At 40.5% G+C, this 21,012-nt stretch carries 21 protein-coding genes; 14 read left to right on the top strand and 7 right to left on the bottom strand.

From position 1 onward, the window contains the following. Positions 1-3: 3 nt before the first annotated feature. The 4 genes from H9X96_RS17095 to H9X96_RS17110 all read right to left on the bottom strand — a co-directional run bounded on the left by H9X96_RS17095 (position 4) and on the right by H9X96_RS17110 (position 3,012). A complete protein-coding gene (locus H9X96_RS17095; protein ID WP_187667459.1) occupies positions 4-1,230 on the bottom strand; it encodes a TCR/Tet family MFS transporter in 1,227 nt (408 codons plus the stop codon). 678 nt (positions 1,231-1,908) lie between these two features. Continuing rightward, a complete protein-coding gene (locus tag H9X96_RS17100) occupies positions 1,909-2,088 on the bottom strand; it encodes a hypothetical protein (RefSeq protein ID WP_187667460.1) in 180 nt (59 codons plus the stop codon). A 19-nt stretch (positions 2,089-2,107) separates the two neighbouring features. Beyond that, on the bottom strand, positions 2,108-2,401 hold the full coding sequence (locus H9X96_RS17105) for a hypothetical protein (RefSeq protein ID WP_187667461.1): 294 nt from the start codon (positions 2,399-2,401) through the stop codon (positions 2,108-2,110). 17 nt (positions 2,402-2,418) lie between these two features. Then, a complete protein-coding gene (locus H9X96_RS17110; RefSeq protein ID WP_187667462.1) occupies positions 2,419-3,012 on the bottom strand; it encodes an HD family hydrolase in 594 nt (197 codons plus the stop codon). 322 nt (positions 3,013-3,334) lie between these two features. Between H9X96_RS17110 and H9X96_RS17115 the strand changes: the two genes are divergently transcribed. The 4 genes from H9X96_RS17115 to H9X96_RS17130 all read left to right on the top strand — a co-directional run bounded on the left by H9X96_RS17115 (position 3,335) and on the right by H9X96_RS17130 (position 7,755). Then, positions 3,335-4,714, top strand: a complete 1,380-nt coding sequence (locus tag H9X96_RS17115; protein ID WP_187667463.1) for a hypothetical protein — start codon at positions 3,335-3,337, stop codon at positions 4,712-4,714. A gap of 17 nt (positions 4,715-4,731) precedes the next feature. Continuing rightward, complete coding sequence (locus tag H9X96_RS17120; protein ID WP_187667464.1) at positions 4,732-5,970, top strand: glycine betaine/L-proline ABC transporter ATP-binding protein; 1,239 nt, start codon at positions 4,732-4,734, stop codon at positions 5,968-5,970. Beyond that, the gene (locus H9X96_RS17125) at positions 5,970-6,797 is read left to right on the top strand and encodes a proline/glycine betaine ABC transporter permease (RefSeq protein ID WP_187667465.1); all 828 of its coding nucleotides are present in this window, start codon (positions 5,970-5,972) and stop codon (positions 6,795-6,797) included. The genes H9X96_RS17120 and H9X96_RS17125 overlap by 1 nt, the downstream gene beginning before the upstream one ends. A 94-nt stretch (positions 6,798-6,891) precedes the next feature. After that, positions 6,892-7,755: a glycine betaine ABC transporter substrate-binding protein gene (locus H9X96_RS17130; protein ID WP_187667466.1), complete on the top strand. Its 864-nt coding sequence runs from the start codon at positions 6,892-6,894 to the stop codon at positions 7,753-7,755. A gap of 138 nt (positions 7,756-7,893) precedes the next feature. Here the strand turns inward: H9X96_RS17130 and H9X96_RS17135 are convergent, their stop codons facing one another. Genes H9X96_RS17135 through H9X96_RS17145 form a run of 3 tightly spaced genes read right to left on the bottom strand, consistent with a single transcriptional unit; the run spans position 7,894 to position 9,753 of the window. Beyond that, a complete protein-coding gene (locus H9X96_RS17135; RefSeq protein WP_187667467.1) occupies positions 7,894-8,469 on the bottom strand; it encodes a hypothetical protein in 576 nt (191 codons plus the stop codon). Then, positions 8,466-8,954: a SprT-like domain-containing protein gene (locus H9X96_RS17140; RefSeq protein ID WP_187667468.1), complete on the bottom strand. Its 489-nt coding sequence runs from the start codon at positions 8,952-8,954 to the stop codon at positions 8,466-8,468. The genes H9X96_RS17135 and H9X96_RS17140 overlap by 4 nt, the downstream gene beginning before the upstream one ends. Beyond that, positions 8,887-9,753, bottom strand: a complete 867-nt coding sequence (locus H9X96_RS17145) for a hypothetical protein (RefSeq protein ID WP_187667469.1) — start codon at positions 9,751-9,753, stop codon at positions 8,887-8,889. Before H9X96_RS17145 ends, H9X96_RS17140 begins: the two co-directional genes overlap by 68 nt. A 419-nt stretch (positions 9,754-10,172) precedes the next feature. Between H9X96_RS17145 and gap the strand changes: the two genes are divergently transcribed. From gap to murD, 10 genes are all read left to right on the top strand, one after another. Further along, entirely contained in the window at positions 10,173-11,168 is a 996-nt protein-coding gene (gap, locus tag H9X96_RS17150; protein ID WP_187667470.1) for a type I glyceraldehyde-3-phosphate dehydrogenase, read from the top strand. Continuing rightward, positions 11,161-11,589 (top strand): GNAT family N-acetyltransferase, encoded by a 429-nt coding sequence (locus H9X96_RS17155; protein ID WP_187667471.1) that lies wholly within the window; start codon positions 11,161-11,163, stop codon positions 11,587-11,589. The genes gap and H9X96_RS17155 overlap by 8 nt, the downstream gene beginning before the upstream one ends. Before the next feature lie 94 nt (positions 11,590-11,683). After that, positions 11,684-12,877 carry a phosphoglycerate kinase gene (gene pgk / locus H9X96_RS17160; RefSeq protein ID WP_187667472.1) on the top strand — a complete coding sequence of 398 codons (1,194 nt, stop codon included), beginning with the start codon at positions 11,684-11,686 and terminating at the stop codon, positions 12,875-12,877. 204 nt (positions 12,878-13,081) lie between these two features. Beyond that, positions 13,082-13,555 carry a division/cell wall cluster transcriptional repressor MraZ gene (gene mraZ / locus H9X96_RS17165; protein ID WP_187667473.1) on the top strand — a complete coding sequence of 158 codons (474 nt, stop codon included), beginning with the start codon at positions 13,082-13,084 and terminating at the stop codon, positions 13,553-13,555. Further along, positions 13,545-14,450, top strand: a complete 906-nt coding sequence (rsmH, locus tag H9X96_RS17170; RefSeq protein ID WP_187667474.1) for a 16S rRNA (cytosine(1402)-N(4))-methyltransferase RsmH — start codon at positions 13,545-13,547, stop codon at positions 14,448-14,450. Before mraZ ends, rsmH begins: the two co-directional genes overlap by 11 nt. Beyond that, positions 14,447-14,869 (top strand): FtsL-like putative cell division protein, encoded by a 423-nt coding sequence (locus tag H9X96_RS17175; RefSeq protein ID WP_187667475.1) that lies wholly within the window; start codon positions 14,447-14,449, stop codon positions 14,867-14,869. Before rsmH ends, H9X96_RS17175 begins: the two co-directional genes overlap by 4 nt. Then, the gene (locus tag H9X96_RS17180; RefSeq protein WP_187667476.1) at positions 14,859-16,961 is read left to right on the top strand and encodes a penicillin-binding protein; all 2,103 of its coding nucleotides are present in this window, start codon (positions 14,859-14,861) and stop codon (positions 16,959-16,961) included. Before H9X96_RS17175 ends, H9X96_RS17180 begins: the two co-directional genes overlap by 11 nt. 1 nt (position 16,962) lies before the next feature. Next, positions 16,963-18,420: a UDP-N-acetylmuramoyl-L-alanyl-D-glutamate--2,6-diaminopimelate ligase gene (locus tag H9X96_RS17185; RefSeq protein ID WP_187667477.1), complete on the top strand. Its 1,458-nt coding sequence runs from the start codon at positions 16,963-16,965 to the stop codon at positions 18,418-18,420. Next, entirely contained in the window at positions 18,420-19,667 is a 1,248-nt protein-coding gene (mraY, locus tag H9X96_RS17190; protein ID WP_062547099.1) for a phospho-N-acetylmuramoyl-pentapeptide-transferase, read from the top strand. The genes H9X96_RS17185 and mraY overlap by 1 nt, the downstream gene beginning before the upstream one ends. Then, a complete protein-coding gene (gene murD, locus H9X96_RS17195; RefSeq protein ID WP_187667478.1) occupies positions 19,667-21,010 on the top strand; it encodes a UDP-N-acetylmuramoyl-L-alanine--D-glutamate ligase in 1,344 nt (447 codons plus the stop codon). The genes mraY and murD overlap by 1 nt, the downstream gene beginning before the upstream one ends. Positions 21,011-21,012: the final 2 nt, after the last annotated feature.

The following is a 21,012-nucleotide window of genomic DNA, read 5'->3' on the forward strand; positions in this document are numbered from 1 at the left end:
TTGCTATTTTCTATTAATAAAAGATTCTTTTTTCATGGTGTTCCTGCAAATCCATAAGCTGATCAGCATAAATACTGCAGCAGCAAGGAAGGGAGCACCAGAAAATTTAAATGGTGCTTTAGGACTGGTAAACCAGGCAAATAAATTGGTCATGAGCAGCGGCCCAACAATCGAAGTAGCACTCATCAGACTGGTTAAAGCACCTTGTAACTCTCCTTGCTCATTTTGTGGGACGTTTTGAGAGATCGTGGCCTGCAATGCAGGACCCGCAATTCCACCCAGACAATAAGGCACAAGAAAGGCAAACATCATCCAGCTTTGGTTGGCAAAGGCGAATAACAACATACCCAGGACAGAAAAGGCGAGCCCGATATAAATGCTCTTTTCATTACCTAACCGCGGACTCGTATACCTGATTAAGCCACCCTGAACCAATGCTACCAAAATTCCGGCAGTGGCCAGTGAAATTCCGATGAGGAAAGTATTCCATTGGAAACGTTCGATATTGATGAAAGTCCAGGTACTTTGCAGCGCCTGACCAGCAATATAAATGAAAATTAAAGACACAATTAAACCACCAACGCCTTTGTACTTTTTGAGACAAAGTAAGGAACCCATCGGATTTGCTCTGGACCACTCAAAAGGACGTCGGTGGGCCTTATCCAGTGATTCTGGCAGTACAAAATAGCCGTAAATCACATTGATAAATGTAAGTACTGCCGCCGCAATAAAAGGAACTCTTGGGCCAAGCTCGCCAAGCAGTCCGCCTAAAGCAGGACCAACTACAAAGCCCAGACCGAAGGCCGCGCCAATTAAGCCGAAGTTTTGAGCCCTGTTTTTGGGTGTACTGATGTCGGCAATATAGGCTGTAGCAGTAGTCATACTGGCACCAAACATGCCTGCAATGATCCGTCCGAGGAATAACCACCAGATACTTGGCGCCAAAGCCAGGAAAATATAATCGATGCCGAAGCCAAACAAAGAGAAGAGTAATACTGGTCTTCTGCCATATTTATCACTCAGGTTTCCTATGATTGGCGCACAAATGAATTGCATAATGGCATAAGCAAACATGAGTAAACCGCTCCATTGTGAAGCTTCACTGATATTGCCATGGATCAATTGTTCTATCAATTGAGGGAATACCGGAATAATCAGCCCAATGCCAATCACGTCCAATAACATGGTGATGAAAATGAAGCTTAACGCCGCTTTTCTGGATGATGCCATAAAATTTTCAGGATTTGAAGGCGCAAGTTATTGCTTCTAATTTAAAAATCAGGCTTTCTGATCTGAGATATTATGGGTTATGCGCTATTTTCTACAAAATTTTTCAATGATGTGCCTAGAATATAGGTCCAGCCTTGCTAAAATGAGTCCCTGGAAAAATCAGGATTGTCGCTGCGAAAGGTTTCTATTCCGGTAGGTTTAAGTTTTAACCTGGTCTTCGCTTTCAGCTAGTGTAAAACTGACCAGCGTTTCTCCTGGAAATTGATCATATTTCCAACTGTAACTCAATTATTTTTCTGGAATCAAGGTGTTCACTTTACAAATATGCAGGTATTTCGTGTCATCTTTTGATCCGTAAAATAATTTCTATAAATCCGCTGTCGGGGAAGTTTTTTGTCAAGGAGTAGCGAGCGTATTCTTTTTGAAGATACCGAAAGCATTACAATTTTGGTTATCGAAAAAACGAAGAAATAGTCAGTAATTGGTCGGTTTGTGGTCGGGTAGTGTTCGGATACTGGTCGGCCTTAGTATAGGGTTCGGAGGGGGTTCGGAGGGGGTTCGGAGGGGGTTGCCTTAGTCTCGGCTACCCCAACCCTCTAGCAACCCCCTCCGAACCCTATGCCAAGGCACATCTCTTCCCGAGCACATCCAGGCCTTTCTTTGAAGAGCGCTGCTTCCTTAATTGCAGGACTCTAATGTGGTACTCATCAGTCGGTCATTTTCATTGTATACATAGGAGCGGGTCTTGCAATTGTCTTCCATATGCCTGATGTATTTAAATGTAGTGAATAAACCAGCTGTTTTGCCAGTAACCATCTGGCGGTTATTGTCCCAGGCCATTTCATTAATACTAACCAACTTTTTAGGACTTAAGCTGTTAATAGCTAAATTTTGTATAAACATCTTCCTCATCGTTCAGATATTCATAAATAAGTTCAGAATCGGGTGTGCTTTCTTTAATCAGTCGACCCAGATGATCATAGCTTGATCGGAGATCCATATCAGGCATGAACTCATTTTTTTGTGAAAATCTTCTGATACATTGTTTCAAATCACTTAAGTAGAAAGTTTCGTAGGCGACCGGTACTTCATCTTTTAGGCTGACTTTATGGTAACGATCCGGCTCATAAACGAACCAGGTGAGTATTTTCTCGTTTTCATTGTTGATCATCCCAATCTTTTTCAATGTTAATTTTTCTTTAAAATACCTCTGGTGATACTTTCTTCAAATAGATACTGCGTATGGTCCCATAATACTTCAGAACCTTCTTTCATTCTACACGTTTTTTTGAGCACCGTATCATATTTTACCTCAAATTCGCTCCAGGTTCCCCCTTCATTAGATACATTTTGAAGCACTGGTTCCAGTCTGTCAATGGTCTTGGCAAACTTGGATTCTGTAGTGATTCCAGCTTCAAATTCTTCCCATAGTGAAATAAATTCTTTTGCTTGCTGTACGGGTAAAAGGCCAAAAATTCTTGCCGCAGCCTTCTGTTCTTCTACAGTATTGTCGTGATTCGCGTTGGTATCATATAAAAAAATATCTCCTGAATCGATCTCTACAATGTCGTGAATGAGCAGCATCTTGACCACTTTCATTACGTCTACTTTTTCATTCGCGTGCTCGGCAAGTACCATGGCCATCATCGCGAGGTGCCAGCTGTGCTCCGCATCGTTTTCATGTCGCATACTGTTGAATAGACGCGTTTTTCGCTGTATATATTTGAGTTTGTCAATTTCGTGAATGAAGGCCATCTGTTTGGCCAGATTCGTTAAATCCATAAGGGTTTTCAAGATTTTTAAAGACCCAAAAGTAGGCTTTTATTCGTCTTTTTCTATCATATTCTGGTCAGGTGTATCCCCATTACTGAGTAGCTAATTTGGCAGCGGACTTGTTTTTTAGCCTCTTTTTTCGTACCTTTGTCGTGTTTTTAATTTAAAGCTCAGCGGATTCGTCGGAATTTGCTAGTCAATTTCTTTTAAAGAAACAGGTGTAAATCTGTTCAAATGTCTAAGGGGATTGTCCCCCGATTTTCATTTAATGTTTTATTTAAAGCATTTGATTACAAACAGTAATGGAACTGATTTGTACTAATAAAATATTATGGTAAAATTCACACAGCTCATAGGCTGTTTAACACTATTTTTTGTTGTCCCACTGACGACGCTGGCCCAAGATCCAACCCCCATATTAACCGCTGCAGCCCGAATTCCATTAGGTGCAGATCAGCTGGACAGGAGAGATCAGCCAGATTCGACAAGAAAGGCAAGCAGAGAAGGCCAGGCAGAGAAGGCTTTTCCAAAAAACAAGTCAGATACGATCAAAAAGAATGTTCCGAATGAACCGGATGTTCCGAATAAAGAAATCATTCCGACTACACAAAAAGATACAGCAGGCCGGGGAAAACAGGCAGATTCAATACAACAGGCAGAAAAGCCTACACTCAAAATAGGAGGTGCATTGAGGTTCAACTACAACCTTTCCTCCTGGAAAAAAGAACAAGTAAAAAGAGGCGGAGATTTCGGACTGGATATGTTCAGAATCAATGTAGATGCCTCCCACAAAAAACTCGATTTCCACGCAGAGTATCGGTTTTATGCTAAAGCCTCTGGCGGATCTTTTTTAAAAGATGGGTATTTAACCTATCACTTCAATGACAGCACCAATCTCGCAATTGGACTCGTTCAAAATCCCTTCGGGAACACGACATATAACTCTCACAACTGGTTTTTTAACCTTCCCTATTACCTGGGCTTTGAAGATAAAGCATCCATGGGAATCAGGTTTCATCAACGCAACAACCGCTGGATGTATGATTTGGCCTTCTTTAAAAGTGCAATGGAGCTAGATTTTGGCGATAAAACCAGCATTGATCCTTCCCGATATTCTTATGATGTTGCGGGCAGAAATAAAGAAGTAAACCAGGGGAACGTAAAAACGGAGTATTTACTCTCAGAAAATAAACGAATCGGTATTTCAGGAATGTTGGGCGGTGTTTACAACATCCCTACCGGAAATATGGGATCCAGATGGGCAGCAGCCATACATACCGACCTTACTTTTGGGAAGTTCAATGTCAAGCTGCAGTCGATGTATTATCAATACCATCTCGCAGATTCAGCACAATATAACCAAACCGTAAATCTGGGTGCTTATGGTTCCACTTATGATGTGGCCACAAAAGCATATTTACACACTGCATCTGTCGCCTTTACCCAACCTGTAAATATTGGCCCAGTCAGTTCAATCACCTTTTATGAAAACTATTCCTATATGGATAAAACACAAAAAGGAAGTACTGATACGCAGATGAATGTATTGGGAATGATGCTGAATGCAGGAAATCTAGTCACCTATGTGGATTGGGCATCAGGAAAAAATCAACCCTGGTTAGGTCCTGAATGGCAGAATGGTCTCGCCTCAGGAAATCCAGACGCCAAATGGCACAGTCGTTTTAACATTAACATCGGCTATTACTTTTAACATCACATCTACGAAAAATGTCTAAACTTAAAATAGAAGACCTTACCCTAATTTTTGGGAAGGAAAAGGAGGTTGCGCTTTCTTTATTGAAGCAAGGGAAATCCAAAGCGGAGATCCTCAAAGAAACAGGTTGTACAGTAGCGGTGAAAAATGCCAGCTTCGCAATTGAAGAAGGTGAATTTTTTGTCATTATGGGATTATCAGGAAGTGGTAAATCCAGTTTATTGCGTTGCCTGAACAGGTTAATTGAACCTACCGCAGGAAACGTGATTTTAAATCAACGAAATATTACCTCTCTAGGCGACCTGGAATTACAAGCTGTTCGTCGAAAAGAAATGGCGATGGTATTCCAGAATTTCGGACTGCTGCCACACCGTACAGTATTGGAAAATGTAGCATTCGGATTGGAATTGCAAGATATTCCAAAAGAAGAAAGAGAAGAAAAAGCGAAAGCTGTGATTGATCTGGTGAGCCTTCGTGGTTATGAAAATCAGCATACAGGCGAACTTTCAGGAGGGATGCAGCAGCGTGTTGGTCTGGCCAGAGCTTTAGCCAATGATCCGGAGATTTTATTGATGGATGAAGCCTTTTCTGCACTGGATCCGCTGATCCGTACGCAAATGCAGGACGAGCTGATCGATCTGCAGGAGAAAATGCACAGAACTATTGTTTTTATTACACATGATCTGGATGAAGCCATTCGCTTAGGGGATCGCATTGCGATCATGAAAGATGGAGAAATTATACAAATAGGTACGCCAGAAGATATTTTAACCAATCCGGCAACAGATTACGTGGCTTCTTTCGTTGAGAAAGTAGACCGTAAATCAATCATCACTGCCGCCAGTCTGCTTTTTGAAAAACCAACCGTAGCGATTTTCAAAAAGGATGGGGTAGAAGGTAGTTTGCGAAAAATGCGTATTTCCGGATTGACCTCTTTACCAGCGGTATCAGTTGATAAACATTTCCTGGGTTTTGTATACCTGAAGGATCTGCTGGAGCTGAAAGCACAAAAAGAGCATACCATTGAAAAAGCAATCATCAAGGATATTCCTGTGGCTTATCCGGAAACAACGGTAGAACAGATGCTGCCATATATTGCTGAAAACGGCAGAGCAGTACCTGTAGTAGACGAAAAAACAAATAAACTGATCGGCATCGTATCCCAAACTTCCCTGTTAATAGAAACCACAGGTACAAGCTGGGAAAGCGTAACTGGAAACACAATTGATCACCTTCAAAAAGAAATTATTTAATGATACATATAGGGACATACATAGAACAATTTATAAACTGGCTGACACTAAACTTTGGCGCGTTTTTTAACGTGATCAAGATTGTGGTAGAATCTGTCGTTAATTCGGTAGAATGGGTACTGATGTTTCCTCCATTTTACATCGTCATTGCTTTAATCGCCTTTTTGGCATGGAAACGTACCGGCTGGGGCGTAACCGTCTTTACTATTCTGGGAATGGGTTTGATTTGGGGAATGGGCTATTGGGATCAGACGATGGCTACCCTGGCGCTGATTTTATCTGCGGCTTTTATCGCCTTGCTGATGGGTGTTCCATTGGGGATCTGGGCGGCTAAAAATCCAACGGCAGGAAAAATCATCCGTCCGGTACTGGATTTAATGCAAACCATGCCTGCATTCGTTTACCTGATTCCTGCGGTGCTGTTCTTTGGATTAGGTAAAGTGCCTGGGGCTTTTGCAACGGTCATCTTTGCGATGCCACCTGCAGTTAGGTTAACCACTTTAGGGATTAGTCAGGTGCCTGCTTCTATCGTAGAGGCTACGCGTTCATTTGGTGCAACGCCTCGTCAGCTGCTTTTTAAAGTAGAATTGCCGCTGGCATTACCAACCATCCTGGCTGGCGTAAATCAAACCATTATGATGGCACTTTCTATGGTCGTGATCTCTGCAATGATTGCAGCTGGTGGATTAGGTGAGGTGGTATTGAAAGGAATTACGCAGCTAAAAATCGGTTTAGGTTTTGAAGGTGGGATCGCTGTAGTGATTCTAGCTGTGATACTGGACAGGATTACACAGTCGTTTGGCGTAAAGAAACCAGTTAAGGTTTAAGCTTAGAAAATAAAGTTTAAACACAAAGGATGCTATAGACGAGGCTTCCTGAATGAATATTGAAAATTAGTACAACATCATAAAATAAGATAACATGAAAAAAATATTTGCTAGTATATTGATCGCATTGGTAATTGGTACCATCGCTTCCTGCGGAAAAACCAATGATGATAAAAAAGTAACGATTGCCTATGTAAACTGGGCAGAAGGGGTGGCAATGACACAGTTGTCGAAAGTTTTATTGGAAAAGGAAGGGTATACCGTAGCGCTGAAAAACGCGGATGTAGCACCTGTTTTTGCAGCTGTAGCAGGTGGCGATGCCGATGTTTTCCTGGATACCTGGATGCCGGTAACGCATAAAGAATACCTGGATAAATTTGGTGCAAATCTGGAAGTTTTAGGAACGAACTTTAAAAATGCAAGGATTGGTTTTGTGGTTCCAGAATATGTAAAGATCAGCAGTATTGAAGATCTAAACGTAAATGCGAAGCTTTTTAACGGTAAAATCGTTGGGATTGATGCTGGTGCAGGAATCATGAATAAGGCAGAACAAGCCATTAAAGATTACGAGCTGAAATTAGAATTACAGTCTTCAAGTGAGGCAGCTATGCTAGCTGTATTGAAGAAAAGTATTGATGCGAAAGCGCCAATAGTGATCACAGGATGGGCACCACATTATATCTTCAGTACTTATAAATTAAAGTTCTTAAATGATCCGAAAGCTGTTTTTGGTGCGGTAGAATCGATTCAAACAGTAGCCAATAAACATTTTGTAGCAGCTAAGCCGAAGGTGGCAGAATTTTTTAGAAACTTCCAACTGGATGAAGCAGAACTAAGTTCTTTAATGGCTGCTTTGGAAAGTAATACGAATGAAAAAGTAGCGGTTGTGGAGTGGTTGGCTAAACACCAGGAACTGGAATTGCAGCTGCGTTCTTTTATAAAATCAGACACGGAGTAATTTAAGCATTATCCTCATAAAACACATTTAGCAGCAGAGGCCGTATCATTTGATGATGCGGCCTCTGCTGGTTTAAAGAGCCTCTACATTTTTATATATCCTGTATATTGGGGTTGAGTTATACTTAAGCTGATCAGCTTATTCGTATGTTTTCGTTCCTGCTAAATATAGGATTGGGGTCAAATAAATAAAATGGTCAGTCTTTAGTTTTTTTTGTTTAAGGTCTAAATTAAACATAGTGGCTATTCTATCTAGAATTTCACCATCCCCAGCCTTCAGCATAGGTGTTGCCATGGTTGGCTTATTGATCCAGGTAATTTGTATGGCTACCGGGATCACCAGGATCGCTTCCTTTTTTTCCTTTAGAACAGAAGAGAAGTTAATGTATTTTAAGAAATAAAAATCTTTATATAAAACCTTCGCGATGCTGTCATTCACATTTATGGTTTTAACTAAAGTGCTATCCTTGTGCTTGACTACATTTAGCTCAATCGCAAAGCTATATAATGCAACAGAATCTTTAAGCTTTCCCTCGTAATCAACATCAGTAATCGAAAAATGCCTTCTAATGAGTTCGTTGACCGAGTCCTTTTGGTTTTTAAATTCAATTGGGTCAAGGCCAAAATATTCTTTTATAATTTTTTCCCTGTGCTGAGCATTACTGATTAAAGCATTAAAGCACAATAATAGAATGATGAAAATGGATTTTTTCATTTATTAAGTTTTATTATTATGGCACAATTTGGTGTGCCTTTGGATGATGGATCACCAGTGTAGTTATATGGAAGGTAAGCATTTGTAATTTCGGTTTTGCTTAAACTCTCTCCTTGATTAGTATTAAATCTTTCATCGTCAGTGGCATTTTGAAAAATATCTCCCATTCCAGACCATGCTAAACTCCAAGCATCAGTATTAGGCATATTATATTTGCTGATCAGGTAACCTGCAATATCTTTTGCGAAATTACTAAACATAAAGTTGTGTTGTTGTTCTATAGGATCATTTCTATAGGTGCTATTCGTCTCTAATAGATAAGCGTGAACCATCTCATGAATTAAGTTAGTAACTACAAATTCTTTTGAACTGTCTTTAAAATAATTATGGTTTAGTGTGATATTAGCTTTAAATAGATTATTTATGTGGTCGATAGTAGCTTTGGTTTGAGCCTGATCCCGTTCCTGAAGATCCTGGGTGTCCAATTGTTGAACCTGGGTTTGTACCTATTGGATCATTTAACTCCGGAAAAAGGTCGCTACAGTCAATTTGCTTTCGCTGAAGTAAGACTCCAGGGTATCCATTTTGATCAACTGTTGGAATTTCTCTAACATTTATCCAACAATTGCCATCGTTATCCTTGTACATCCTACCAATATTATCATCTCCTAAAGCCATTAAGTCTGGAACTTTTTTATCAAGAACAGTCTGTTTCTTTTGAGTCCATTTCGTAGAGCTTGTCTGATTTCTTGATAGATCTCCATTAGTGAACTCTGATGTATAAACTTCCCCATTTTTATGATAGGAGTAGGTCTTTTTTAAATTTCCATCCCAATCAGCTATTTTAATTTTTCCTATATATTTAACTCGCTTTCCTCGTAACCACTCTAGGTCAGGATATAAAGTTACCCAGTCTGCAGTTAGCTCATTGTTGTCTTTTTTTGTAATTAAAAGGTAGTTCAATTCATCAAAATTAACAGTTTCATTTTTCCCTACTCTTAGAAAGGACTTTAATCTGAAATTGATAGGTATAGCAACTGCAGTACCATTATTTACCCCCTTGTAAGTGGCTTTATTCCATAATGGCTCTTTGTATAGGAGGTCATTTACGTTATTATTTAATATTAAATCCTTAGCTGTAAGTCTTTTATACGATCTTAGCATTTCAGTTGTTAGCCTACTATTCGGGACAACGTGATCTTGAAAATAGCTTTTAGCTTCATTTATACTTATTCTATTCGTTGTTTTTGGTGAAATTATTTCTTTTTTACATCCAAAAATCAATAAATTAAAGAAAAGTAATAGGGTTGACCATTCTCTTGCTTTGTTTTTTTTTCATGAAGGTGTTTTATTTGGTTCTAATCGTAAATTATTATTATTCTTGTTAATAAAAGAGTTTTTCGAAATTTTTTTCCAGTTGAAGGACTTCGTTATTAATTTTTCTTCAACTGATTTAAATTCAGAACCAGTCTTTTTACCAAATAAACATGACATAATTTTTAAGATTCTATATTAAAAATATCACTGTTCTACGTAGAATATAGGTACTTTTGCCCCATAATTTCAGGGATTTGGAGCTGTTTCTTCCAGGCCATGAATTTATGTCAGCAGGAAGGGAGATCGCCAATTAAGTATTAGCGGGATGGACCAGGACTGCAACCAACAAAATAACCAACAAGAACATCGATAACTAACATTTTCCAATGAAAATAGCAATTAATGGTTTTGGTAGAATTGGCCGTGTTTTTTTACGCAGCGCCATCGAAAAAAACATCAATGTTGTGGCCATCAATGACCTCGGAGATCCGGCAACACTCGCGCATTTATTCAAATACGATACGGTTCACCGTGGATTTAAGGGTACAGTAAGCTTTGAGGCTGATGCTTTAATTGTGAATGGAAAGAAAATTCAGGTTTATGCAAAGTCTAATCCGGCAGAATTGCCTTGGGCGGAACTTGGGATCGACCTGGTTTTAGAATCTACCGGTAAATTTACCAGCAGAGCAGGAGCGGATCTGCACTTGCAGGCAGGAGCGAAACAGGTATTGATTTCGGCACCTGCCGCAGATAAGGATATCCCTATGGTGGTATTGGGTGTAAACGAAACGCATATCGATTTGAAGTCGCCCATTCTGTCTAATGCTTCCTGTACCACAAACAATGTGGCACCAATGGTGAAAATCCTGGACGACAACTGGGGCGTTTTGGAAGGATATATTACCACGATCCATTCCATGACTGGTGATCAGAACCTGCATGATGGACCGCATAAAGATTTAAGAAGAGCGAGAGCGGCCTCGGCTTCGATCATTCCAACGAGTACAGGAGCGGCAAAAGCGATCACCAATATTTTTCCTCATCTGGAAGGGAAATTGGGTGGTGCAGGGATCCGGGTTCCAGTATTGAATGGTTCTTTAACTGATTTTACCTGTCTGCTGAAAATACCGACTACAATTGAAGAAATCAATGCTGCATTCAAAAAAGCATCAGAAAATGAATTAAAAGAGTTGGTAGAATATACCGAAGACCCTATAGTTTCCGTTGATATTCTAGACAATCCACATTCCTGCATCTTTGATGCACAGCTGACCTCTATCGTTGGTGATATGGTGAAAGTGGTGGGTTGGTATGATAATGAGTCTGGATATTCCAACCGTTTGGTGGATCTGGTATTAAAAATTGCAGCAACACATGATTAAGAGAATTACAGCGGCAGAGACCTTGCCACTAAGAAGTTTAGTCCTGAGAAATGGGATGGCTTATGAGCAGTGTGTTTTTCCTCAGGATGATCAGGCAGGTGTTTTTCATCTGGGCTGTTTTGAAGGAACAGAACTGGTTACTGTAGCGACATTTTTTCCAGAGGATCGTCCAGAACAAGGCTCAGGAGGCTTTCGCTTGCGCGGTATGGCTTCTGATCCGGCCTTTGCTGGAAAAGGATATGGCGCAAAGCTGATAAAATTTGCAATTGATGAGCTGACATCAGCTAATGCTGCTTATATTTGGTGCAACGCGCGTAGTTCTGCAGCTGCTTTTTATGAGAAGCTGGGCTTTGTATTGATTTCCGAAGAGTTTGAAATACCAGGCGTAGGACCTCATTTCGACATGCTCAGAAAGCTGTAAAAGTTCATTTGAACTCAGCGGTATGACGTAAATAATTTAACACTTTTTTTAAAGTAGTACCATTCAAAACCAATAATTCTAAACAATAACAATAATGAGAACAATAGACCAGTGTAATTTCAAAGATAAAAAAGCTTTAGTAAGGGTAGATTTTAATGTGCCTTTGGATGCTGAATTTAACATTACTGATGACAAAAGAATGCGTGCTGCATTGCCAACCATTACTAAGATTTTGAATGATGGTGGTTCAGTAATCCTGATGTCACATTTAGGTCGTCCAAAAAACGGACCAGATGACAAATTTTCTTTGAAACACATCCTAGGTGACCTTTCCAGAATGTTAGACCTGGAGGTGAAGTTTGCAAATGATTGTATTGGAGAAGAGGCTGCAGACAAAGCTAGAAACCTGGAGCCAGGACAAGTTTTGCTATTGGAGAACCTTCGTTTTTACAAAGAAGAAGAAAAAGGAGACCGTGATTTCGCTGAGAAATTATCGAAACTTGGTGATGTATATGTGAATGATGCTTTTGGTACTGCACACCGTGCGCATGCCTCTACAGCGATCATCGCTGAATTCTTCCCGAATGATAAATACTTTGGTTATTTAATGGCTGAAGAGCTTAAAAATGCGGAGAAAGTAAACGATGGGGCAGTGAAACCATTCACTGCGATCATGGGTGGCGCGAAAGTGTCAGATAAGATTTTATTAATTGAAAGCCTGTTGGATAAAGTGGATAACCTGATCATTGGTGGTGGTATGGCTTATACTTTTGCGAAAGCTCAGGGTGGTGAAATCGGTACTTCTCTTTTAGAGGAAGACAGAATGGCGCTTTGTCTGGAATTGCTGGATAAAGCAAAAGCTAAAGGAGTGAATTTATACCTTCCTTTAGATACCGTGATCGCGGATAAATTCTCTAATGAAGCAGAGAAGAAAAACGTAGATACGGGTTGTATTCCTACAGACTGGATGGGCTTAGACATCGGTCCAAAAACGATCGCTTTATTTTCTGAAGTGATCAAAGGTTCGAAAACTTTGCTTTGGAATGGCCCGATGGGTGTTTTCGAGATGGCAAACTTTGAACAGGGAACACGTGCAATTGCTGATGCAGTTGTGGCTGCTACTCAGGATAATGACGCGTTTTCACTGATTGGTGGCGGTGATTCTGCTGCGGCGATCGCAAAATTCAATTTAGAGGATAAAGTGAGCTATGTTTCTACCGGTGGTGGTGCATTATTGGAGTATATGGAAGGTAAAGAATTGCCAGGTGTAAAAGCCATTAATGACTAGTCTTTTCGTATGAAAAAATAGACAGGCGCTTCGCGATTTTGTGAAGCGCCTGTTTTTTTTACCACCTCATTTACTGTGTTTTCGATCCCCTCAAGGCATAAAAAAAGGGGTACGAATTATGTTGATAATTTTTTGTGGTAGAATGTGGTAAAAAGTGGTAGAAATATCTATTTTTACACTACATTATAAAGACCACATAAAGAAATGGTTCAACTGTTAGGAGAGTTTGATTGTAAATTGGATGCGAAAGGCCGCTTGATGGTTCCTTCGTCTCTGAAAAAACAATTGCCTAATGTTGAGGCTGAGGGACTTGTGATCAATAGAGGTTTTGAAAAACACCTCGTGATCTACCCTAAAAAAGTATGGGAAGGAATAGTGGAAGAGTTGAGTAAGTTGAATCCATACGAACAAAAAAACAGAGAATTTATTCGATACTTCACGCGCGGTGCCACGGAATTGACGTTGGATGCAGCAGGAAGGGTTAATTTACCTAAATCTTTATTGGAATCTGTAGGCATTGAAATCAACACAGAGTTGGTTTTGGCTTGCCAGTTTGATAAGATTGAGGTATGGTCGAAAAAGGGATACGATGCTTTGTTTGATCAGGAACCAGCTGACTTTTCAAAACTTGCAGAAGAAGTAATGGGTAATAAAAATAGGAGGAGCGATGGAGAATAATTACCACATTCCTGTCATGTTGAAAGAATGTATCGATGGTTTGAATATCAAACCCGATGGCGTATATGTGGACGTTACCTTTGGTGGTGGCGGACATTCAAGAGAAATATTAAAGCATTTAGGAAAAGACGGAGTGTTGATCGCCTTCGATCAAGATCCTGATGCACAGCGCAATAAAATTGATGACCCGCGTTTCATTTTTGTAGATCAGAACTTTGCCTTTATTAAAAATAACCTGCGTTTGCTAGGTTATAAAGCGGTAGATGGCATTTTAGCTGATTTAGGCGTCTCCTCACATCAGTTCGATGTTCCGGAGCGTGGCTTTTCTACCAGATTTGAATCTGACCTGGATATGCGTATGGACAAACAAGGGGCATTAACGGCTGCCGATGTGCTGAATACCTATGCAGAAGATAAACTGCATAAGATTTTCGGTATTTATGGCGAAGTGAAAAATGCAAAGTCCCTGGCCCGTGCGGTTGTGACTGGTCGTGTAGAACAGCCAATTAAAACCCTTGCGGATTTTAAAAAAGCGGCTGGTGCTCATATTCCCAAAGGGAAGGAAAACAAATACATGGCTCAGGTTTTTCAGGCGTTACGCATTGAGGTGAACAAAGAGATTGAGGTGTTAGAGAACTTTTTAACGCAAACAGCCGATATCCTGAAACCAGGCGGTCGTTTGGTGGTGATGTCTTACCATTCATTGGAAGACAGACCGGTTAAAAGTTACCTTGCTAAAGGCAAATTCAGAGGGGAAGTGGAGAAAGATTTTTATGGTAACGAAGAGAAACCATTCAAAGTCATCACCAGAAAAGCGGTGATTGCCGACGACCAAGAGTTGGAACGCAACAGTCGCGCAAGGAGTGCGAAGCTCAGAATTGGAGAAAGATTATGAGTAACCAGTTCAGGCAAAATATAGAAGAAGAGGATGAACTGGGATCTGAAGAAATTCAGATTAAGAAACCCAAAAGGAAGAATAGGGAGCCTGAGAGTGGTAAAGCGTTCTTTAAGAAGTTATTTACCGAAGGGGTAGTAACTAAGGAAGCGGCAACAGATATGTTACCGTTTTTACTGTTTTTGTCGGTTTTGTGTATGCTTTACATCGCAAATAGCCACATGGCAGTGAAGAACATTAGAAATATTGACAAGTTAAATAAAGAGGTAAAGGAGTTGAGCTGGGAATATAAATCGCTGAAAGCTGATTTAATGTTCAAAAGTAAGCTGACTGAAGTTGCTAAAAAAGTAGATACCCTAGGGATTAAGGAATTAACCGAACCCCCTAAAAAAATTGTTATAAACGCTAATGAACATTAGAGCAAACATATTATTACGTGTTTATCTGTCATTCGGACTGATTGTACTGCTTGCCGTAGCAGTACTTGTCAGACTATGCGATGTGCAATTTGTAGAGGGGCATAAGTGGCGTGCCATGGCCGACAGCCTCTCTACTAAGTATATCAATGTGGAAGCGGCTCGTGGAAACATTTATTCTTCAGACGGAAGTCTGCTGGCGACCTCCATTCCTGAATATGAATTGAGAATGGATTTGTTTGCTGGTGGTATTGACGACAATAAGGTGTTCTTCGGAAAAGTGGATTCTTTAGCCATGAAATTATCAGAATTCTTTAAGGACAAAAGCCCTAAGGAATATTCGCGTTACCTGCGTTCAGCCAGACAGGATAGCTCACGTTACCTGCTGATCAAACGTAAAGTTGGTTATCAGGAATTGAAAATCATCAGAACGTTCCCGCTATATAATATCGGTAAATATTCTGGTGGCCTGATTGCTGTGCAGCAAAACAAAAGAATTAAACCATTTAAGTTTTTGGCTTCCAGAACAATTGGGTACAAAAATGAAAATGTGGCCAACGGTGTAGGTCTGGAAGGTGCTTATGGCAATTATATCAATGGTGAAAGTGGAAAGAGATTGGTGCAGCGTATTGCCGGTGGCGTATGGATGCCGGTTAATGATGAAGCAGAGGTAGCCCCTAAAGAAGGAGCGGATATCATTTCTACTATCGACATTAATATGCAGGATTTAGCGCAAACTGCTTTAGAGCGACAATTAAAGTTAAGTGATGCAGATCATGGTACTGTGATCCTGATGGAGGTAAATACTGGTGAGGTGAGAGCCGTAGCCAATTATACCAGGGTATCAGAAGGTGTTTATGAAGAGAAATTTAACTATGCCATTGGTGGCAGTCAGGATCCAGGCTCTACCTTCAAACTAGCTTCATACATGGCATTGCTGGAAGATAAAAAAGTAGATACGAATACTTTGGTCGATACAGGTGATGGTTTTTACCGTGTTCCGGGACATACAATTAAGGATTCACATGGTGGTATTGGTGTGGTAACAGTCATGAAAGCATTTGAGCAATCCGCCAATACAGCGATTGCTAAACTGGTAAATACACATTATAAAGAAAACCCTGCGCAATTTACGGATCATTTGTACGATATACATATGAACAAGAAACTGGATTTACAGATTCCTGGAGAAGCACAGCCAGTGATTAAAAATCCATCGAACAGAAGTTGGAATAAGAACCTGACGCTAGCCCAGATGGCTTATGGTTATGAGATGCAGATTACGCCATTACAAATTCTGGCCTTTTATAATGCGGTTGCGAATAATGGTAAATACATCTCCCCAATTTTTGTGAAGGAAATTAGGAGACTGGGCAATCCGATTGAGCAATTCCATGCCAGAGTGATTAGCGAGCAGATTTGTTCGGATAAAACGGTGAAGAAATTACAAGCCATGCTGGAATCAGTGGTGACCAAAGGTACCGGTAAGCTTATGGGCTCTCCTTTTTATCGGGTTGCGGGAAAAACAGGAACGGCCCAGGTGGCAGATGGAAATAAAGGATATCGTGCGAAGAGAAGTTACCAGGCCTCGTTCTGCGGTTATTTCCCTGCGGATAAACCTAAATATTCGATTATGGTATCTATCAATGGTCCTAAAAATGGTTATTATGGGTCAACAGTGGCGGGTCCGGTATTTAAAGAAATAGCAGATCGTATTTATGCAAGTGACATCCAGATGTACAATAATGTTCAGGATCACCTGGTAGGCAATACCAAAAATCCTGAAGCGAAATCGGGACAAAGTAAAGCGGTAAAGAAAGTATATGGTGCTTTCGGGATCAAATCTTTATACGCGGCAAAGTCGGACTATTTCAACAGTATTGATACCAATAACGGGATCGTTTACGAAGAATACAACGCTATAAAAGGATTGATGCCTAACGTAAATGGAATGGGACTGAAAGATGCCCTATACCTTTTAGGAAATGCAGGTTTGAAAACAAAAGTTAGAGGAAGTGGAAAGGTGTTTAGTCAGTCGATTCCTTCCGGCAGTAAAATAGGTAGAGGATTAGGAGTAGATTTAGAATTAAGATAATATGCAATTACAAGACGTTTTATATGGAATCGCAATAACAAACCTGGTTGGATCTACCAATAGGGAGATTACTGCGCTTGTTTTTGATTCCCGTCAGGTGATTAAAGATGCGGTGTTCTTTGCCATTAAAGGAACGCTTTCAGATGGTCATAAATATATAGAAAATACGATACAGGCAGGTGCTTCTGTGATTGTGTGTGAGCAGATTCCTGCGCAGACCGTTCCGGGAGTAGTTTATATACAGGTAGACAATAGTTCGGTCGCCTTAGGAGAAATGGCGGCTAATTATTATGGCAACCCTTCTTCGAAATTAAAATTGGTGGGAATTACCGGTACAAATGGCAAAACGACGATAGCAACGATCTTGTTTAAACTGTTCCGTACGCTGGGCTATCATGTAGGATTGATTTCTACGGTACAAAACCACATCGATGATGTGGTGATTCCGGCTACGCACACTACGCCAAACCCGATTGCCTTAAATGAGTTGCTGCAGAAAATGGTAGATGCAGGCTGTGAATATTGCTTTATGGAAGTGAGTTCTCATGCCGTAGTTCAGCACCGTATTGAAGGTTTAGATTTTGTGGGTGCTGTGTTTTCGAACATCAGCCATGACCATTTAGACTTCCATAAAACTTTCGACAATTACATTAAAGCCAAAAAGGCATTTTTTGATGGATTGCCGGCAGGTGCCTTTGCGCTGACCAATCTGGACGATAGAAACGGGATGGTGATGCTGCAGAATACCAAAGCTACCAAAATGACTTATGCTTTAAAACAGCTGGCTGATTTTAAAGCAAGAGTGGTAGAAAATAGCTTCAATGGTTTACACCTGGAAATTGATCAGGCAGATGTATTCTTTAAACTCGTGGGTTCTTTCAATGCGTACAATCTGGTGGCCGTTTACGGTACCGCAGTATTGTTAGGCGAAGATAAACTGGAAGCGTTAACCGCACTGAGCAACCTTACGGGAGCTGAAGGCAGGTTTGATTACATCACCTCGAGTAACCAGATCATCGGCATTGTAGATTATGCACATACACCAGATGCGGTGCAGAATGTATTGAGTACCATCGCTGACATTAGAAAAGGCACTGAACAGGTGATTACCATCATCGGCTGTGGCGGCGATAGAGATAGAACAAAACGACCAATTATGGCACAGGTGGCCTGCGATTGGAGTGATAAGGTGATCCTGACTTCGGACAATCCAAGGTCGGAAAACCCGCAAACGATAGTAGAGGAAATGGAAAAGGGCGTGTCGCCAACAAATAAAAGGAAGACGTTGAGCATAGTAGATAGAAGAGAAGCGATTAAAACGGCTTGCTATTTAGCAAAACCAGGAGATATTATCCTGCTTGCTGGAAAAGGGCATGAAAAGTATCAGGAAATCAATGGCGTGAGGTATCATTTCGATGATAAGGAAATATTAATGGAACAATTAAACTTGATCAGCTAATGTTATATTATTTATTCGAATACCTAAACGCACATTACGATTTTCCGGGATTGAGGTTATTTCAATACATCACTTTCCGTACTTCCTTAGCAATCATTATTTCCTTAATCATTACTACTGTTTTTGGCCGCGCCATTATCAACTATCTGCAAAAAATGCAGGTGGGTGAAACTGTGAGAAACCTGGGACTGGAAGGACAGATGCAAAAACAAGGAACCCCAACAATGGGTGGAATTATGATCCTGTTAGGGATTTTGGTGCCTACTTTATTATTGGCTAACCTTTCTAATATTTATGTATTACTGATGATCATTACCACCGTTTGGATGGGGGTGATTGGCTTTGTCGATGATTACATTAAGGTTTTCAGAAAAAACAAAGAAGGCTTAGCAGGTAGGTTTAAAATCGTTGGACAAGTTGGTCTGGCCTTAATTATTGGCTGGACGATGTATTTCAATCCTAATATCGTAGTGCGTCAGACGGTGGATGAATCCGGTATTACCAATGCAACTGCGCCGATGGTATTGCGACAAAAAGGAGAGAGTTTTTACTATACACAGGATGTGAAATCTACCTTGACTAATGTTCCTTTTTATAAAAATAACGAGTTTGATTACGCCAAAGTCCTAAAGTTTTTAGGAGAAGGTTATGAGAAATATTCAGTGTTTGTGTTCTTGTTTTTCGTAGTCATTATTGTGACTGCGGTATCCAATGGGGCAAATATCACAGATGGGATTGATGGATTGGCTACAGGAACTTCCGCTATTATTGGGATTACCCTGGGCTTGCTGGCTTATGTATCGGGTAATACCGTGATTGCCGACTATCTGAATATCATGTATATTCCAAACTCCGGGGAGCTGATGATCTTTGCGGGTGCCTTTGTAGGTGCTTGTGTTGGCTTTTTATGGTATAACTCCTACCCTGCACAGGTGTTTATGGGAGATACCGGAAGTCTGGCCATTGGTGGGATCATCGCCGCTTTTGCCATCATGATCCGTAAAGAATTATTGATCCCGGTTTTATGTGGTGTATTCCTGATTGAAAACTTGTCTGTGATCATTCAGGTGAGCTATTTTAAATATACAAAAAAGCGGTTTGGAGAAGGAAAAAGGGTGTTTTTGATGTCTCCTTTACACCACCACTATCAGAAAAAAGGATACCATGAAGCTAAAATCGTTACACGATTCTGGATTATTGGAATTTTATTGGCCATCATTACGATTATCACTTTAAAACTTCGATAATGGAAAAGCAAAGGATAGTCGTTTTAGGAGCCGGTGAAAGCGGTGTAGGTGCAGCTATTTTAGCCCAGAAACAAGGATTTGACGTTTTTGTATCTGATCTAGGTGCCATCCCTTCGCAGTATAAAGAACGTTTGCAGGAACTGAATATCGCTTTTGAAGAAAAGCAGCATACGGCTGAACTGATCTTGAATGCGGTAGAAGTAGTGAAGAGCCCCGGGATTCCGGAAGCTGCTCCAATGATCAAAGCGCTGAAAGCAACAGGCATTTCAGTGATCTCGGAAATTGAGTTTGCGAAAAGATATACCAAGGCAAAAACGATTTGTATTACCGGATCGAATGGTAAAACAACGACTTCCTTGTTGACGTACCACATTTTAAAAAATGCGGGATTGAACGTTGCCCTGGCAGGAAATATTGGAAATAGCTTTGCCGCATTGGTTGCAACAGCTGATTTTGATTATTACGTATTGGAAATTTCCAGTTTTATGCTGGACGATATGTATGATTTCAAAGCCGATATTTCCATTTTATTGAACATTACGCCGGATCATTTGGACCGGTACGACTATAAACTGAGTAATTATGCAACCTCGAAATTGCGGATCACTCAAAATCAGCAGAGTGATGATGTTTTCATTTATTGTGCTGATGATGACGAGACTTTGAAAGCCATGAAGTCTGTCAAAATCAATTCAGGGATGCTGGCTTTTTCTATCCGTAAGGAGATTGAAAATGGCGCTTACCTAGAGGGCAATAACTTACACATCAACATTAACTTAAAAGAGGAATTAACCATGTCGATCACAGAATTAGCTTTACAAGGCAAGCATAATGTTTATAATTCTATGGCTGCGGGCATAGTTGCGAAAATATTGGATATTAAAAATTCCGTGATTCGTGAGAGCATGAGTGACTTCAAAAATGTGGAACATCGTCTGGAACATGTTGGTAAAATCTCCGGCGTGGAGTATATCAACGATTCGAAAGCGACCAATGTGAACTCTACCTGGTATGCGCTGGAAAGTGTGAACCCGGGTGTGATCCTGATTATGGGTGGTGTAGACAAAGGCAATGACTATAGCATGCTGAAAGACCTGGTTCGTGAGAAAGTTAGGGCAATCGTCTGCTTAGGAAAAGACAATAAAAGGATTCATGAGGCTTTTGAAGATGATGTAGAAGTGATCGTCAATACCTTCTCTGCAAATGAAGCTGTTCAGGTGGCTTACCACTTAGCAAATAAAGGAAATACGGTGCTGTTGTCGCCGGCCTGCGCAAGTTTTGACCTGTTCAAAAACTACGAAGACCGTGGCAATCAGTTTAAAATGGCTGTGAAAGAACTATAAGT

It is taken from the genome of Pedobacter sp. N36a, from assembly GCF_014472395.1.
Classification (GTDB): Bacteria; Bacteroidota; Bacteroidia; order Sphingobacteriales; family Sphingobacteriaceae; genus Pedobacter.